The organism is Marinobacter sp. es.048 (genome assembly GCF_900188435.1).
Classification (GTDB): domain Bacteria; phylum Pseudomonadota; class Gammaproteobacteria; order Pseudomonadales; family Oleiphilaceae; genus Marinobacter.
In genome coordinates this window covers 637,791-654,103 of sequence record NZ_FYFA01000002.1, presented here as the reverse complement: position 1 = coordinate 654,103, position 16,313 = coordinate 637,791, and the positions used below count along the sequence as shown (strand labels likewise).

Genomic DNA, 16,313 nt, shown 5'->3' with positions numbered 1-16,313 from the left:
CTGATATGGCCGAATCCGGTAACCCGATCGGGCAGGTTGCGGACTGCCTTCTGAACATTGAGATGGAGTTGCGACAGCTGGGGCTTTGGGAGTCTGAGCCACCGCCGGAAGAGGCTTTCCAAAGTGCTCAGCCATTCTGCATCGATACGCTGGAGTTCACCCAGTGGTTGCAGTTTGTCTTTGTGGAAAGAATGAAGATCATCATCGAAAACGACCATCCCTTGCCCTCGGCCTCCGGCATAGCGCCGATGGCCGAAGAGCATTTCCGGAGGCGCCCGGAGTCCGGCACCAGGCTGGTCCGGGAGCTGGAGGTGATCGACCGCCTGCTCAGTGGGGAGTGATCAGTCCAGTCTCATGGACAGGTCTACAGCCTTCACATCTTTGGTCAGCGCGCCAATCGAGATGAAGTCCACGCCGGTCTCGGCAATCGGGACCAGGGTGTCGGCGTTGATTCCTCCGGAGGCCTCAAGCTTTGCCTTACCCCTGGTGGTGGCAACCGCGGTTCGCATGTCTTCAAGCGAGAATTCATCCAGCATGATGATATCGGCGCCTGCCTTCAGGGCCTGCGCCAGCTCGTCAAGGTTCTCGGTCTCCACCTCAACCGGTTTGCCCGGGGCAATACGGTGGGCGGCCTCAATGGCTTCGGCAATAGAGCCGCAGGCGGCGATGTGATTTTCCTTGATCAGGAAGGCATCCCACAGCCCAATGCGATGATTGAAACAGCCGCCACAGGTAACGGCGTATTTCTGGGCCATGCGCAGGCCTGGAAGGGTCTTACGGGTATCCAGCAGGCGGACATTGGTGTGGGCGACCCGGGCAGCATAGCCGGCGCAGGCTGTTGCAACGCCAGACAGGGACTGAAGCCAGTTCAGGGCGGCACGTTCGGAGCTTAGCAGGCTTCGTGCAGAGCCTTGCATGGTAAACAACACCTGATTCGGTGAAACGGTTTCGCCATCGGCTGCCTGCCAGCTGAGTTCAACGGACGGATCCACCTGCCGGAAAACCTCGTCTACCCACTCCCTGCCCGCAATCGTGGCGGTTTCACGCGTAATCACTCGCCCTGTCGCCTGCTTGTCGGCGGGTATCAGTTTGGCCGTGATGTCACCATCGCCAATGTCTTCCCGGAGACTCTGGGCAACATTTTCGATTCTGGCCTGGCGGAGGAGTTCAGGGGGCATCATAGGGCAAAAAGTCCGGTGCAGTGGGTTGTCAGCGTTTCAGGCTGCCAATTCTAAAGCGCAGCCGGTGAATCGCCAAACTCTTGGATTCGGACTGCTAAACTGTGATGCACGTCAGGTCTACACAAAAGGTGACAAATTCTGACACAACCTGACGTGGGCAACTCGTATCATGTGAAGTGGAGAAACAATCAGGCAATTGCGCAATACAAGGCGGAGCAGCGACATGGTGCACGATAACAAGGTTGTCAGCTTTTCAGGCCGGAAACCGCTCGCCCGGTTTTCGTTGCCTGCAGCTCTTGTGCGCCTGCGTGACGCATCCGGTCAGTCCCTGAAGTCCGTTCTTGCCAGTTTTTTCGACCGTGCCGATGACGCCTTGTTTGAACTGGCCGACAGAGCCGGCTCCAACCTCGACCAGACCGCCTACTTTGATGCCATGCGCGAGCTCAGACTCCGCCGTAAGGCCATGGTGGTCTCGATCCTCCAGTATGTCAGCCAGTCTTTCAATGAGATCGGCAAGTTCCAGCCTCAGCAGGGCGCCAGGCCTCTGGATGAGGTTGACGAGGACTCACTGAGCCTCGTTGATCATTCCCAGCTTGAGCAGCAGGTGGCTGTGGACAACCTGATAAGTAAACTCCGGAACCGTTACACCGAACAGATCCGCCTGCTTACTGTCAGGGTTGGACATCTGGTGCCGGGCATTGAGTTGAAAGATGCGCAGATGCCGCTGAGCCCGGAGATCATCTGCGGCGGCGTTGCCGAGGCCTGCGCCGATCTGGACATCGATATCCGGGCCAAGCTGGTAGTTCTTAAGCTGTTTGATCGCCTGCTCGCCGATACGCTCGGTGATTTCTACAAAGAAGCGAATCGCACGTTGATCAATGAGGGAGTCATGCCTGATATGAGGCGACCTCCCGGTAAAGTGCCGGCACGCTCCAGTCAGCGCACGCCAGGGGAAAGTTCAGGGCCGACAGGCGCCAGCGGCGAGAGCCAGCCTATGTCTCAATCACACGCCACATTCTCGGAGCTCAGTGCGCTGCTGCATCGTGGCGATTCCGCTCCTGCCAGCGGAGGAGCCCCGGCAGGTGAGGGTTACATTGATACTGATCGACTGATGGCGCGCCTTACCGAGGCCCAGGCCAGCAGTGGCAAGTGGGGCGACGGTGCTGTTGTGCCACTGAATGAGCAACTCCAGCCCATCCTGCTCTCAGGTGACGGCAAAAGTCTGAATGTGGGGCAGGTCGACAGTGATGTTATCAATCTGGTCTCCATGCTGTTCGACTTCATTCTGGAGGATCGTCAGCTGCACCCGGTGATGAAGGCGTTGATCGGCCGTCTGCAGATCCCGGTGCTGAAAGTGGCACTGAGCGACAAGAATTTTTTCAATCGCGGCGGTCACCCGGTTCGTAAGCTGCTTAACGAGCTGGCGCTGTCGGCCATTGGCTGGACCGAAAAAAAGGCCGGCCAAAAGGATCCGCTTCGGGAAAAGATTGAATCGGTGGTGGACCGGGTGCTCAGTGAGTTCACCACTAATGTCAGTTTGTTCGAAGAGTTACTTAAGGATTTCAGTCACTTCATGGATCTCGACCGCAGGCGTCGTGAGCTTGTGGAGCAACGCCTTCGGGATGCGGAAGAGGGGCGGGCCCGTCAGGAGCGAGCGTCCCAGGCGGCGGAAGGATTGTTGCAGGAGCTGACGGAGCAGCGGGATATTCCCGAGCCGGTTGCCGGGCTCCTCAACGAACCCTGGACCAAGTATTTGCAGTGGGTGGTTCTCCGGGAAGGTGAAGAAAGCGATCGCTGGCAGCATGCCCGAAACCTGACCGAGCAGTTGGTTTGGAGTGTGGATCCTCGTCCGGTCAATGACTCGACCCGCGGAGAGCTGTTGCGGGCAATTCCTGCCATTGTGGATGACCTTCGCAAGGCGCTGCAGGAGATTTCCTGGGATCCCTTTGCCACCGATGCGGCCATTCGTGACCTGGAGCTTGCGCACGTAGATGTTTTCCAGCGACTGGTGATCGCGCCGTCCCGTCCGGAATCGTCAGCGGAAACGAAGGACTTGCTGGCACCCGAATCCGTTCCGGAACAGCCCATGGAGGCTCCTGTGGCTACGCCGGTAGCCGACGACGCAGTCAGAGCAACGCCTGCGCTGGCCGAGCCCGAAGAGCCTGCAGCTGAGGTTAACGAAACTCCCGCCCAAGCGATCGCTGATACCGAGGCCGCGGCTTCGGTGTCGCCACAATGGCTGGAAAAGGCGGAAAGCCTCCGAGTGGGTTCGTGGATTGAACTTACCCGAGACGAAACCAAAGTGCGCTGCAAGCTTGCGGCCTATATCAAGGCCACCGGAAAGTACATCTTTGTCAATCGAAGTGGCGCCAAAGTGGCCGAATACCTGCGCCAGGAGCTGGCTGCAGACATGGAAGCCGGGAAAATCGGCATGCTGGATGATGGCCTGATTTTCGACCGGGCACTGGAGTCGATCATTGACAACCTCCGCAGCAGCCGCAAGGACTGATTCGTAGCAACCGTGGCAACTTTGTGATTCAATCAGAGGCTGTAATACTCTGAAACATTTGGAATTACTTTGCCCGATACAGACGTTTTTTCTGAACGCCTTTCTGATTCCGGTACCGATGCAAAATCGCTTTGCGATACCGGACGGATTCCCTTCGCCCGCTGGTGCCCTTCGCCGAACTTCGGGCCTCGTCCGGACGGGGCAGCGATCTCTCTGCTGGTCGTCCACAACATCAGCCTTCCTCCTGGCCAGTTTGGCGGCCCGGAAATAGAAGACTTCTTTTGTAATCAGCTTGACCACTCGGCACACCCCTATTTCGAGACCATTGAAGGCGTTCATGTGTCGGCCCACCTGTTGATTCGTCGGGATGGAACTCTGGTCCAGTTTGTGAGCCTGCTTGATCGCGCCTGGCATGCGGGCCGATCGTGTTTTGAAGGGCAGGAGGAGTGCAACGATTTTTCAATCGGGATCGAACTGGAAGGGACTGATGACATCCCCTACACGGCCGAACAATATCGCACGTTGGCAGAAGTGGCGGACCTGATTATGGCGGCCTGGCCTGATATCACGGCCGGTCGTATTACCGGGCACTGCCACATTGCGCCCGGCAGGAAGAGCGATCCGGGCCCTGCCTTTGACTGGCAATATTTCCGGTCGGCTCTGCAAGCAGCGCGTGGATCCGGGAGGACAGTCTGAATGGTATTTATTGTATTTCTCCTGGCCTATATGGTCCGCAGGCGTCTGGATTCTCTGGATTTGCTGTCCGGGGATGAGGCCTGGCGTCGGTGGTTTCGCAATGGCAGTCGGGCCAGGGCGGGTCATGAGTCGGGGATTGCTATCGGGCTGGCACTGGTTTTTCTACCGGCGTTTCTTCTCGGTCTGGCGGAGTATCTCCTGGTGGCCTCCGGCTGGAGGATGGCCGCTTACCCGTTGGAGTTCCTGGTTCTGATTGGCCTCATGGGCACGCCGGGCTGGCGACAGGTGCTCCGGGCCTATGCAGAGGCATGGCAGCGCGGAGACATGCAGTCGGCCTGGCATCATGTGAAAGACCTTCTACCGGCCGATGAAAGGGGTGCTGCGGTATCTCCTGAGGCGATGCATCTTGCCCTGTCGAAGGCACTGATGGTTTCGGTGTTTCAGCGCTTCTTCCTGGTGGCTTTCTGGTACGTGGTTGGCGGTATCGGCCTTGCGGTCCTTGCGCGTGGTCTGGTCGCGCTCGCCGATCAGTGGCCTCAGGCGCCAGCCAGACCGCGGTTTTCGCGAATGTCGGAACTTGCTGGCTGGATTCCTGCCAGGCTTCTTTCTCTGACCTTCGGGATAGCCGGAGACCTTGCGGGCTGGCTCCGGGAAACACGGCATACCCTGACTGGCGTTACCAAAAAAGCCGGGGAGGTGCTCATGATCTCGGCCAACGGGTCGTTAACCGGGTATGCACTGGATCCAGCGCGCTTTTCGCGGATTCATCCTGATGAGTGGACAGCGTTTGGAGGACGTAGCCTGAGAGCAGTAAGGGATTTATTGAACAGAAGCATGCTGGTATGGATATGCACGCTCGCTCTGCTGGTTATTTCCGGGTTTGTCTGACCGGAATTTTATAAAACATTACAGTGTAACAACAAATAATGCTTAAGGTTTTAAGACTTTAGGCGACAATATAAGAAAAGAACTAACGTTCAGTTGTTATTTGCCAGCACGAGGGTCCCTGTGAAGCAACTCATTAATCCTGCCATTGCCCTGATGAACCGGTTGCCGATGGTCTACAAGTTCAGTCTCATCAGCATTCTGTTCCTGTTACCGATCGGTGGACTGTCCTGGCTTGCCATTTCCGAGCTGAATTGCTCGGTTCAGACCATGACTCGGGGTGTCGAGGGGCTGGAGCAGCTCCAGCAGGTGGACCGGCTGGTGGATGCTGCGATGAATTACCGAGACTATCGCTCACCGGCGATCATCAAGGATGAGAGTGCCATTACCGCAGTTTCCGAGGAAGCAGCCAGTGAGATTGATAGCCTGCTGTCTGCTCTGACCGCAGAAGAGCGCTCATTTGATATTACCGGCTCCTGGGCTGATCAGGTCGAGGGCCTTCGCCAGGAGTGGGAGGCACTGCGGGCTGATGATAACTATCAGGGCAGCTTCGATCCGCAGTTCAAGTATTATCAGGAGTTCGTCCAGAAGGCACAGGCGTTGCTTTCGGCTACCATTGAAATTTCGGGTTTGGGGCAGGGGGCGTCCAGGGAAAACCAGTTGATTCTGGGCCTGGTTCGCGACTCACTTCCGGCTGCGCGCACCGTGATCGGTCGGGCGAAATCCTACGGTATCTTTGCCCTGGTTGAGGGGCAGGTAGGCTATGCCCTGAGCGAAACCCTGAATGAAATCTATGACCAGCTGACCAATCGCAGCTCCTTGCTTTCACCGGCTTTGGCTCTTGCTTCTGAAGCATCGCCTGCCCTGGCCGAGCAGGCAGGCAATGCCATTCAACGGGTTGACGAGAGCTTGATGGTGGTCCGGGATCAGCTGGACTTGAACGTGATAACGCCCATGCGTCTGGAAATGCCCTGGACCGAATACGACGATCTGATGTCCGGGCAGCTGGCTCATTACGACGAGGTCAAGACGGCTGCGTTCAGTGTGGTCGAATCGAACCTGCGAGCACGGCTCGAGAGTGAGATTAACCAGCGTCGCCTGATCGTTATTGCCCTGGTCGCCGTGCTCCTGGTGGTTGTGTATCTTTATATCGGCTTCTTCATGTCCGTGCGCACCGCCATCAACCGCTTCAGCGAGGCCGCGAGGAACGTTGCCGCCGGCGATATGACCACTCACATCAGTTTGCGCAATCGCGACGAGCTGGGCGAGTTGACCACGGAATTCAATAATATGACTGACCGGATTGCCGAGCTGATCCGTTCTGTCAGCCGGACCACGGCGGACGTCGACCAGCAGGCAACCCGGGTCAACGATACCGCGGCGGCCAACAGCGAGGCCGTGGCCCGCCAGATGGAAGAAAGCGGCCAGATCAATGAAGCCATGAACCAGATGGTTGAGGCGGTTCACGAAGTCACCGACAGTGCGCACCGGGTTGCAGACAGCGCGAGCAGTGCCGAGCAGGATACTGAAACCGGCCGGGGCGTAGTAGCTGACACGGTTGAAACCATCAATAAACTGGCGGGCGAAATCTCAGTTGCGGTGGAAGTGATCAACCGGGTCAGTAAGGACAGTGACAACATCAGTCAGGTGCTGGTCGAGATCAAGGCCATCGCCGAGCAAACCAACCTTCTGGCCCTGAACGCTGCTATCGAAGCGGCCAGAGCCGGCGAGCAGGGGCGTGGATTTGCGGTAGTTGCCGATGAGGTCCGCTCGCTGTCACAGCGCACGCACAAATCGACTGAAGAGATCGAAGGCATGATTTCCCGGCTCCAGAGCGGCGTCAAAGACGCCGTGTCGGCCATGACCAATAGCCGGGACGTTACCGAGGCAACGGTGCAGAAGTCTGGTGAGGTAACGGAGGCTCTGGACAGAATCGCCAAAGGCATCTCGGTGATCGTGGATATGAGTCACCAGATTGCGCAGGCGGCTGAAGAGCAGTCTGCCGTTGCCAAGAACGTGAATTCGAACGTTGAGCAGATTGGCGAACTGGGTCAGAAGACTGCCGCCAACGCGGAGGAGACGCTCGGTTCCTCACGGGAAATGTCGCAGCTGACGGCTTCGCTTCAGCGCCTGGTGGAGGCCTTCAAGGTCTGACTGGTAACAGTGAAGAAAATCCGGCCCTCAGAGGCCGGATTTTTTTTGTTCCCAGAGAATTTCTTCGCCACCATCGCGACGAGCCAGCACCCGGGCGATAACAAACAACAGGTCTGAAAGACGATTCAAATAATGCCGGGAGGCGGTATTGATGGAATCTTCATGGCCGAGGGCAACAACCACTCGTTCCGTACGACGGGATACGGCCCGGGCAAGATGGCACTGCGCCGCCGCAGGTGTGCCGCCAGGCAGGATGAAGTTCTTCAGCGGTGGCAGGCCTTCGTTATGCCGGTCCAGGGTATTTTCCAGCCATTCGATGTGATCGTCACCGATCACGCGACTGCCGGGGATAGCGAACTCGCCCCCCAGGTCAAAAAGGTGGTGCTGGATACGGCGCAGGCTTTCGATAAGCTCGTCGTCGCTGTCCAGGGTCTCGATCAACAGCCCGATATGGCAGTTCAGCTCATCGGCGGTGCCCATGGCTTCAACCCGCTGTGCATTCTTGGCAATCCGATTGCCATCGGCCAGACCCGTGGAGCCATCATCTCCGGTGCGGGTGTAAATCTTGGAAAGGCGGTTGCCCATCAGTCTGCTCCTGTTAATGTGACGACAGTTGTTGTACCTGTTCGGTCAGCATTTGGTTCACCGGTGTTCCGATACCGAGCTCTTTTCCGAGCTTCGCCAGGTATCCGTTGATAAAGTCTATCTCGGTTTGGCGTTTCCGGAGAACATCGGCACGCATGGATGAGGTGTTGCCGGCGGTGTTTTTTGCTACCTGCTCGATGCGTTGTCGCAGGGAGTCCGGTGTTTGCCTGATCTGGACGGCGGCGTTCATCAGCTCTGACAGCTCCTGGCACAGCTCGTCGATGGTGCTCTGGTACAGCGGCGCAGAGAGGATTTCTCCATTGGGGCAGTCCAGGATAGCGGTGTAGGGATTGATACCGGCATTGATAACCAGTTTCTGCCAGAGTCGCTGGAGGATGGCCGGTTCCGGATGAATGGTCAGGCCGGAGTCTTCCAGCCTGGCGACTGCGCTGTCCACAGAGATTTTGGCTGGCTCCGTCAGCGGACCCACCCAGGTATCACCGGTACCAGCATGCACGAGAAGCCCTGGTTCCGGCCGGTTGGCGCCTTCGGTGGTGCTGGCGGCCAGGATCGGGCGCTCCGGCCATCGCGCGGCGACGGCTTGTTGGCTGCCCAGGCCGTTCTGGAAAAGCACGATGGGGATATCAACTCGGAATTGGTCGATCACGCCTGCCAGGGCATCCAGGGTGTCACCGGCCTTGGTTGTGACCAGAATCAGCTCTGGCCTGTCACTGGCTCTTAGAAGCGGAATCCGTACGGCTGATTCCGGCCCTTCAAAGGGCCGGAAACGGTAACTGAGATCGGTGTCGGTCGGCTCGCCAGGCCTGGCAATGAACGCAGCGCGACCCGCGGGTAGCATTGCGCCCCAAAGCCCGCCCAGAGAGCCTGCACCGAGAATACCGATCATGCCGGTTACATAGCCTCGATGTCGGCCCTTTGCTGGCTCAGGCGAGCCTGGCTGCTCTGGGCGTCCCGGAGTTTTTCCTGCTCCTTCTCAACCACTTCGGCCGGGGCTTTGGCGGTGAACTTCTCGTTACCCAGTTTGCCCTCCAGGCGGCCGATCTCTTTCTGCAGGCGCTCCAGCTCCTTGTCCAGACGCTTGAGTTCTGCGTCCTTATCGATCAGGCCAGCCATGGGGACCAGAACTTCCATTTCTCCCACCAGCTGGGTGGCGGACATAGGGGCCTTGTCACTCTCGAACCAGTCAAGGCTCTCCAGCTTGGCAAGGGAACTCAGGAACTGGCGGTTGTCGTTCATCCGTCGCTGGTCTTCGGCGTCTTTGCCACGCAGCAGTACCGGAATCTTTTTCGCCGGGGAGATATTCATCTCACCCCGGATGTTACGCACGGCCACGATAACGCCTTTCAGCCATTCAATATCGGCGGTAACCGCGGCATCCTGCTTGGTGGCATCCGGCTGTGGGAAGGCCTGCAGCATGATGCTGTCGCCGGTCTTGCCGGCCAGGGGCGCAATGCGCTGCCAGATTTCCTCGGTGATGAACGGCATCATCGGGTGGGCCAGGCGCAGGACGGCTTCCAGTACGCGCACCAGGGTGCGGCGGGTGCCGCGTTTGGCTTCGGCACTGCCGCCTTCGTCATTGAGCACCGGTTTGGACAATTCCAGATACCAGTCGCAGTACTCGTTCCAGATGAATTCGTACAACGCGTAGGCAGCAAGGTCGAAGCGGTACTGGTCCAGGTGGCGGATCACATCCTGCTCGCAGCTCTGCAGCTCGCTGATGATCCAGCGGTCGGCCAGGGACAGTTCAACCGGCTCGTCGTTCACGCCGCAATCCTCGCCCTCCGTGTTCATCAGAACGTAGCGGGCGGCGTTCCAGAGCTTGTTGCAGAAGTTGCGGTAGCCTTCCAGGCGCTTCATGTCCCAGTTGATGTCTCGGCCCGTGGTGGCCATGGCCGCCAGGGTAAAGCGCAGGGCGTCGGTGCCGTGGGCGGTGATACCCTCCGGGAATTCTTTTTGGGTGCGCTTGCCGATCTTTTCGGCCAGCTTGGGCTGCATCAGGTTGCCGGTACGCTTCTCCAGCAGGTCATCCAGACTGATGCCGTCAATCATATCCAGCGGGTCAATCACGTTGCCCTTGGACTTGGACATTTTATCCCCGTGCTCGTCCCGGATCAGACCGGTGACATAGACCGTATGGAAGGGCACCTGGGGTGTGCCGTCTTCGTTCTTCATGAAGTGCATGGTCATCATGATCATCCGGGCAACCCAGAAGAAGATGATGTCAAAGCCGGTCACCAGCACATCGGTCGGGTGAAAGGTCTTCAGGCGTTCGGTAATCTCCGGCCAGCCCAGGGTTCCGAATGTCCACAGGGCAGAGCTGAACCAGGTATCGAGAACGTCTTCATCCTGCTCGAGGGCGACATTGGCGTCCAGGTTGTGCTTCTGGCGCACTTCATCTTCGCTGCGGCCGACGTAGATGTTGCCATCGGCGTCGTACCAGGCCGGAATGCGGTGGCCCCACCACAGCTGGCGGGAAATACACCAGTCCTGGATGTCCCGCATCCAGGAGAAATACATGTTCTCGTACTGTTTGGGTACAAACTGGATGCGGCCGTCTTCCACAGCCTCGATGGCGGGCTTGGCCAGAGTCTTGGCATCGGCGAACCATTGATCGGTCAGCATCGGCTCGATGATCAGGCCGGAGCGATCACCTCGCGGAACGCTGAGTACATGGTCCTCGATGTTTTCGACCAGGCCCTCGGTTTCCATGTCGGCAACGATCTGCTTGCGGGCCGCTTCGCGGGTCAGGCCGGCGTAGGCGCTCGGCATGGTGCCGTCGAGTTCGGTGTTTTCGGTGCCGTCGGCGTTGAACACCTCGGCCACGTTCCGAATGTTGGCATCCTGGGTCATGACGTTGATCATCGGAAGGTTGTTGCGCTTGCCCACGGCGTAGTCGTTGAAATCGTGCGCCGGGGTGATCTTCACGCAACCGGAGCCTTTCTCAGGGTCGGCGTGATGGTCGGCAACAATGGGAATCCGGCGGTTCACCAGCGGCAGCATTACATGCTTGCCAATCAGGTGCTGATAGCGCTCGTCTTCCGGATGCACGGCCACCGCCGTGTCACCGAGCATGGTTTCCGGCCGGGTAGTGGCAACCACCAGGTAGCCCTTGCCATCCTGGGTCTGTGCGCCGTCGGCCAGCGGGTAACGCAGGTGCCAGAAAAAGCCTTTTTCTTCCTTGTTTTCCACTTCCAGATCGGAGATGGCGGTATGCAGTTTCGGGTCCCAGTTGACCAGGCGCTTGCCCCGGTACACCAGGCCTTCGTCGTACAGGCGGATAAACACTTCCTGAACGGCCTTGTAGAAGCCGTCGTCCATGGTGAAGCGCTCGTTGTCCCAGTCCACGGAGTTGCCAAGGCGCCGGATCTGGCGGGTGATGGTGCCGCCGGAATGCTCTTTCCAGTCCCAGATGCGCTTGATGAACTCTTCCCGGCCCAGGACGTGGCGGGTTTTGTCTTCTTCCGCAGCCAGTTTGCGCTCAACCACCATCTGGGTGGCGATTCCGGCGTGGTCGGTGCCAACTGTCCACAGTGCGTTGCGGCCTTGCATGCGCTTGAAACGGGTGAGGGTGTCCATGATGGTGTGCTGGAAAGCATGGCCCATATGCAGGCTGCCGGTAACGTTGGGCGGCGGGATGGCGATGCTGTATGACTGGCCTTCACCACTGGGGCGGAAGTACCCTTTGGATTCCCAGTTTTCGTACCACTGGCGCTCGATGTTTTCTGGCTGGTAGGTTTTTTCCATGGGGTTCTGCAGTGACCGTTGGTTGATTCACAAGGGAAAATTGAGACGCCCGATTATACATGGTCGCCTGCCCAACGGCGAAATCCGAGTTAAACCGTAGGTCGGGTTAGCGCAGCGTAACCCGACAAAATCTATCCCCGCTTCCGCTGATCATGAACCCTGGGTTCAATCCCGAGAGCCCTCAACTGCTTGAAGTGCGACCGCGCCTGATTGAGAACATTCGGGTCGTTATGGGCAACCAGGGCCAGTCGCTTGAACCGGTCTGCATCGGCCGGCAAGGTTGCCGAGAGAATGATGACCGTATCCCAATCCCCGGGGGCAGGCGGGCAGAGCAGGATGCCGACGGGATCGGAGCAGGTAGTTGCAGAGTCGGGAACAACGCTGTGGGGGATGAATGAGTCCGGGCTGAAGTTCCAGAGCAGGTCGTCCAGTTCTTCTGCATGTTGCATGTTATCGCAAACGATGCACACGCGGTCGCCCTGCTGCCAGGCTTTGTCCACGAGTTTGGCGGCGTGGAGGTTGCGGGCGGCCGGGGTGTTCTGGGCGAGGATATGGAACCAGTAGCGTTGATTCCGGTCCTCCTGCCCGGAAGGGCCGGCAGCAGGGCTGCCGGGTTCCGGAGAAGGGGCCGGGTTATTTTCCGGCATGGGACATCAGGTAGTCGACCAGCAGGGGAACCGGGCGGCCGGAAGAGCCTTTGGCCTTGCCTGAATGCCAGGCGGTACCGGCAATGTCCAGGTGCGCCCAGCGATAGTCCTTGGCGAACCGGGACAGGAAGCAGGCCGCTGTGATAGTGCCGGCAGGGCGTCCACCAATGTTGGCCATGTCGGCAAAGTTGCTGTCGAGCTGGCTCTGGTATTCGTCCCAGAGCGGCAGGCGCCAGGCCCGGTCACCGGCACGCTCGCCTGCGGCGAGGAGTTCGTTGGCCAGTTCGTCGTTGTTGGCGAGCAGACCGGTGGCCTGGTTGCCCAAGGCGATGATGCAGGCACCGGTCAGGGTTGCCAGATCGATGACGGCGGCCGGGTCGAACTTCTTCACATAGGTGAGAGCGTCGCACAGCACCAGACGGCCCTCGGCGTCGGTGTTGAGGATTTCAACGGTCATGCCCGAGAGAGTGGTCACAATATCACCCGGGCGGGAAGCGCTGCCGTCGGGCATGTTTTCCGCTGCGGCGATCACGGCCACCACGTTGATCTTGGGCTGGGTTTCAGCCAGAACTTTCATGGCGCCAAAGACACTGGCGGAGCCGCCCATGTCGTACTTCATTTCGTCCATGCCCTCGCCAGGCTTGAGGCTGATACCGCCGGTGTCGAAGGTAATGCCTTTACCGACAAGGACATGGGGCTTGTCCTTGGCCTTGCCGCCACGGTATTCCATAACGATCAGGCGCGGGGGTTGGGTGCTGCCTTTGCCCACAGCCAGGATGGTGTTCATGCCCATCTTTTCCATCTGTTTTTCGTCAAGCACTTCGGTCTTGATGCAGTCGTAATCCTTGGCCAGTTTCTTGGCTTGCTGAGCCAACCATTCCGGGTGACAGATGTTGGGCGGGGTGTTGCCCAGATCCCGGGTGAGGTTCATGCCGCGACCTGTGGCCAGACCGAGGTTGAAGGCATCCTTGAGCGCTTTGCCTGCGCTGGAGGCGAGCACAGCGACTTTGTTGAGCTTGCGGTCAGCAGGCTTTTCGCTCTTGAAGTCACTGAAGGTGTAAAGCTGGTCTTCCAGGGTGCGACCGATCAGGCTCAGCCGAGCGGCTTCGGAACTCACGGCCTCTTCGCCGATTATCGCCGTGTCCGCCAGGGCGATGGCAACACTTTTTGATGGGCCATCCTTGAGCGCGGTCATCATCGCGATCAGCGCCTTACGGTAGTTGGCAGGGCTGCGATCGGCATCCTTGCCCGTGCCAACCACGAGCAGGCGGCTCCACGGCTGATCGGTCAGGGGAATGGTCAAAGTCGTGGCATTTTTGCCGGACACGTCGCCGGCTTTCTGGAGTGTCTTGATCAGCCCGCCCAAAGCCTCATCGGCCTGATTTGTAGAATCTGGCCAGGTACCTTTCTCAGGCAAGCCAACTACGAGACAGTCTGCTTTGGTGCTGGCGATGGCTTTACTGCTCAGGCTGAAATTCATGGCAACTCCTGTTGATTGTTCACGAGGTTCCCGCCAGCGGCGGGAATCGTTCTTGATTGTAATCTAGTCTAGCATTGGGGCTTGCCCGGAAATTATCAAGCGATTGGCGAGGGTTCTATGCCTGTTCGCGCCTTCGTATCGGTGTAATACCGCTGCTCTGTCATTCGGCACCAAGGTTACATAGAATACGCGCAGTTCCCAGCTACCTCCACGTTTCATCGGATACGGCCAGAGAGACCGATTTGAGCATCATTTTCCGTTACCTCATACGCCAGATCATGATCAGCATGGTTGCAGTCTCCGGCATCCTGCTGCTGGTGTTCATGAGCGGCCGTTTCCTGAAATACCTCGATAGTGCGGCCCAGGGGAGTATTTCCGCCGGTGTGCTGTTCGAGATCATGGCCTACCGTTTTCCGGGGTTCCTTGAACTGATACTGCCCCTGGGTCTTTTTATTGGCATTCTGCTCGCTTACGGTCGTATGTACCTTGAAAGCGAGATGACCGTGTTGTTTGCCTGCGGTGTCAGCGACAAGGCCTTGTTGGCTAAAACCCTTCTGGGCAGTCTTCCGGTGATGATTATTGTCGGCGCCATGAGTCTTTACGTGTCGCCCTGGGGGATGAATCAGGTTGAAGAAATCTTTAATGAGCAGCGCAAGGCCACGGAGTTCGAGATGCTGGCGCCGGGTCGCTTCCAGGATTTCTCTTCGGGCGGGCGGGTGACGTATACCGAAGGTCTGAGCCAAGACAAGCGCCGGCTGCAGGGTGTCTTTATCGCAGAATACGCCGAAAACGGTCAGGGGCTGACCATCATCACGGCCGACTCCGGTTCCCAGCTGATCGACCCCGAAACCGGGAGCCGTTTTTTGATTCTTGAAGAGGGTGGCCGCTTTGAGGGTGCGGCTGGCGAGCTGGATTACACCACCATCGATTTCGAAGCCTATGGTCTGAAAATCGAGAGTGGCAAGGCTGGAACCCGGGAACTGGAGGAGGGCGCCAGTACCTGGAGCCTGATGCAATCCGACCGCCTTGAGGACCGTGCTTTGCTGCACTGGCGCCTTTCACTGCCCCTGATTGTCCCGGTAGTGACTTTGCTGGCTGTGCGCCTGAGCCGGGTGAATCCCCGCCAGGGCCGGTTTTTTCATCTGCTTCCGGCGATGTTGGTGTACATCACCTACCTGGGCTTGCTGATCGTTGCCCGGGACTGGCTGTCCGAGGGCAAGGTTCCCGAGTGGATCGGCATGCTCTGGGTCCATGCCCTGTTTATCGGTTTTGGCCTTTGGTTGCAGTTTGGTCCCGACTGGCTGCATCGCAGGCGACTGATGCGGGAGGGAGCTGTCCATGCGCAGGATTGACGGCTATGTAATGCGGACCGTCGGCGGCGCCATGTTCCTGGTGATGGTGGTGGTGCTGTCGCTTGATCTGATTTTCGCGTTTATCGCTGAGCTCGAGGATACCCGGAATGACTACCAGACGCTGGAAGCGCTCTGGTATGTCTTTCTGACACTGCCTCGTCGCATCTATGATTATCTGCCGCTGGGCGCCTTCATGGGATGTCTGGTGGGACTGGGCTCCATGGCCAGCTCATCGGAGCTGACGGTAATCCGGGCGGCCGGTGTCTCACTCAAACGCATTGTCTGGTCGGCCATGAAGCCGGCTCTGGTCATTGTCATCCTCGGTGTATTGATCGGCGAATACGTTGCTCCGCCCGCCGAGCGTGTGGCGCAGAGTGACAAGGCCGTGGCGCTGGGTGCGGGCACTAACGTGGCGTCGGCGTCCGGGGTCTGGCACAAGGAAGGGAATGTCTACATTCATCTCAATGCTGTGCAGCCCAATGGGGTGCTTCATGGTGTGTCGCGCTTCCGCTTTGACGAGGACAGGCAACTGCTGGCGGCAAGCTTTGCGGAACGGGCCATCTATCAGGGCGATTATTGGCTGCTGGAGAAGGTGCGCACCACCGAGTTTGAGGGCGACAGAACCACCCGGTCTGAAAGCCAGACACTGAGATGGGAAACGGGGCTGTCCCCGAGTGTTCTGAGTGTGCTGATTGTAAAACCGGAAAATCTGTCCATGACCGGTTTGTTCACCTACGCCCGGTATCTTGGAGAGCAGAACCTCAATGCCTCGCGCTACTGGCTGGCATTCTGGAAAAAAGCCCTGATGCCTCTGGGCACTGCAGTGATGGTTCTGGTCGCCATTTCCTTTATTTTTGGGCCCTTGCGCTCGGTCACCATGGGGTTCCGGGTGTTTACTGGCCTGTTGGTGGGACTGCTTTTCAAATATACGCAGGATCTGCTGGGTCCCATGAGCCTCGTTTACGGCTTCAACCCGATGCTGGCGGTGCTGGTGCCGATCACAGTGAGTGCCGTTGTAGGGGCTATCTTGATGCGCCGGGCCGGCTAGCCGGCCCCGTC

At 58.4% G+C, this 16,313-nt stretch carries 13 protein-coding genes; 7 read left to right on the top strand and 6 right to left on the bottom strand.

What is annotated here, in order from left to right; all coding sequences use genetic code 11:
* Nucleotides 1-5: 5 nt before the first annotated feature.
* Nucleotides 6-341 (top strand): YqcC family protein, encoded by a 336-nt coding sequence (locus CFT65_RS14040; RefSeq protein ID WP_088828723.1) that lies wholly within the window; start codon nucleotides 6-8, stop codon nucleotides 339-341.
* On the opposite strand, the gene nadC is transcribed toward CFT65_RS14040, so the two are convergent.
* Nucleotides 342-1,181 (bottom strand): carboxylating nicotinate-nucleotide diphosphorylase, encoded by an 840-nt coding sequence (gene nadC / locus CFT65_RS14035; protein ID WP_088828722.1) that lies wholly within the window; start codon nucleotides 1,179-1,181, stop codon nucleotides 342-344.
* Nucleotides 1,182-1,404: 223 nt separating this feature from the next.
* On the opposite strand from nadC, the gene CFT65_RS14030 reads away from it, so the two are divergent.
* The 4 genes from CFT65_RS14030 to CFT65_RS14015 all read left to right on the top strand — a co-directional run bounded on the left by CFT65_RS14030 (nucleotide 1,405) and on the right by CFT65_RS14015 (nucleotide 7,425).
* Complete coding sequence (locus tag CFT65_RS14030; RefSeq protein ID WP_088828721.1) at nucleotides 1,405-3,690, top strand: DUF1631 domain-containing protein; 2,286 nt, start codon at nucleotides 1,405-1,407, stop codon at nucleotides 3,688-3,690.
* Nucleotides 3,691-3,759: 69 nt separating this feature from the next.
* Nucleotides 3,760-4,386 carry a 1,6-anhydro-N-acetylmuramyl-L-alanine amidase AmpD gene (ampD, locus tag CFT65_RS14025; protein ID WP_088828720.1) on the top strand — a complete coding sequence of 209 codons (627 nt, stop codon included), beginning with the start codon at nucleotides 3,760-3,762 and terminating at the stop codon, nucleotides 4,384-4,386.
* The gene (locus tag CFT65_RS14020) at nucleotides 4,387-5,274 is read left to right on the top strand and encodes a histidine kinase (protein WP_088828719.1); all 888 of its coding nucleotides are present in this window, start codon (nucleotides 4,387-4,389) and stop codon (nucleotides 5,272-5,274) included.
* A 120-nt stretch (nucleotides 5,275-5,394) separates the two neighbouring features.
* Complete coding sequence (locus CFT65_RS14015) at nucleotides 5,395-7,425, top strand: methyl-accepting chemotaxis protein (RefSeq protein ID WP_088828718.1); 2,031 nt, start codon at nucleotides 5,395-5,397, stop codon at nucleotides 7,423-7,425.
* A gap of 27 nt (nucleotides 7,426-7,452) precedes the next feature.
* On the opposite strand, the gene CFT65_RS14010 is transcribed toward CFT65_RS14015, so the two are convergent.
* From CFT65_RS14010 to CFT65_RS13990, 5 genes are all read right to left on the bottom strand, one after another.
* Complete coding sequence (locus CFT65_RS14010; RefSeq protein WP_088828717.1) at nucleotides 7,453-8,010, bottom strand: cob(I)yrinic acid a,c-diamide adenosyltransferase; 558 nt, start codon at nucleotides 8,008-8,010, stop codon at nucleotides 7,453-7,455.
* 13 nt (nucleotides 8,011-8,023) lie between these two features.
* Nucleotides 8,024-8,917, bottom strand: a complete 894-nt coding sequence (locus CFT65_RS14005) for a ketopantoate reductase family protein (protein ID WP_088828716.1) — start codon at nucleotides 8,915-8,917, stop codon at nucleotides 8,024-8,026.
* Nucleotides 8,918-8,922: 5 nt separating this feature from the next.
* A complete protein-coding gene (locus CFT65_RS14000) occupies nucleotides 8,923-11,775 on the bottom strand; it encodes a valine--tRNA ligase (RefSeq protein ID WP_088828715.1) in 2,853 nt (950 codons plus the stop codon).
* Between the two features lie 131 nt (nucleotides 11,776-11,906).
* Nucleotides 11,907-12,422 carry a DNA polymerase III subunit chi gene (locus tag CFT65_RS13995; RefSeq protein ID WP_088828714.1) on the bottom strand — a complete coding sequence of 172 codons (516 nt, stop codon included), beginning with the start codon at nucleotides 12,420-12,422 and terminating at the stop codon, nucleotides 11,907-11,909.
* Nucleotides 12,409-13,902 (bottom strand): leucyl aminopeptidase, encoded by a 1,494-nt coding sequence (locus CFT65_RS13990; protein WP_088828713.1) that lies wholly within the window; start codon nucleotides 13,900-13,902, stop codon nucleotides 12,409-12,411. Before CFT65_RS13990 ends, CFT65_RS13995 begins: the two co-directional genes overlap by 14 nt.
* A gap of 242 nt (nucleotides 13,903-14,144) precedes the next feature.
* Between CFT65_RS13990 and lptF the strand changes: the two genes are divergently transcribed.
* The gene (gene lptF / locus CFT65_RS13985) at nucleotides 14,145-15,254 is read left to right on the top strand and encodes an LPS export ABC transporter permease LptF (protein WP_088828712.1); all 1,110 of its coding nucleotides are present in this window, start codon (nucleotides 14,145-14,147) and stop codon (nucleotides 15,252-15,254) included.
* Nucleotides 15,241-16,302 (top strand): LPS export ABC transporter permease LptG, encoded by a 1,062-nt coding sequence (gene lptG, locus CFT65_RS13980; protein WP_088828711.1) that lies wholly within the window; start codon nucleotides 15,241-15,243, stop codon nucleotides 16,300-16,302. The genes lptF and lptG overlap by 14 nt, the downstream gene beginning before the upstream one ends.
* The last annotated feature ends 11 nt before the right edge of the window (nucleotides 16,303-16,313 follow it).

Coding starts and splice junctions, on each gene's coding strand:
- nadC (WP_088828722.1), bottom strand. CDS start 1,181: ATGATGCCCCCTGAACTCCTCCGCCAGGCCAGAATCGAAAATGTTGCC.
- CFT65_RS14005 (WP_088828716.1), bottom strand. CDS start 8,917: ATGATCGGTATTCTCGGTGCAGGCTCTCTGGGCGGGCTTTGGGGCGCA.
- CFT65_RS14020 (WP_088828719.1), top strand. CDS start 4,387: ATGGTATTTATTGTATTTCTCCTGGCCTATATGGTCCGCAGGCGTCTG.
- CFT65_RS13995 (WP_088828714.1), bottom strand. CDS start 12,422: ATGCCGGAAAATAACCCGGCCCCTTCTCCGGAACCCGGCAGCCCTGCT.
- CFT65_RS14040 (WP_088828723.1), top strand. CDS start 6: ATGGCCGAATCCGGTAACCCGATCGGGCAGGTTGCGGACTGCCTTCTG.
- CFT65_RS13990 (WP_088828713.1), bottom strand. CDS start 13,902: ATGAATTTCAGCCTGAGCAGTAAAGCCATCGCCAGCACCAAAGCAGAC.
- lptG (WP_088828711.1), top strand. CDS start 15,241: ATGCGCAGGATTGACGGCTATGTAATGCGGACCGTCGGCGGCGCCATG.
- CFT65_RS14000 (WP_088828715.1), bottom strand. CDS start 11,775: ATGGAAAAAACCTACCAGCCAGAAAACATCGAGCGCCAGTGGTACGAA.
- CFT65_RS14030 (WP_088828721.1), top strand. CDS start 1,405: ATGGTGCACGATAACAAGGTTGTCAGCTTTTCAGGCCGGAAACCGCTC.
- CFT65_RS14010 (WP_088828717.1), bottom strand. CDS start 8,010: ATGGGCAACCGCCTTTCCAAGATTTACACCCGCACCGGAGATGATGGC.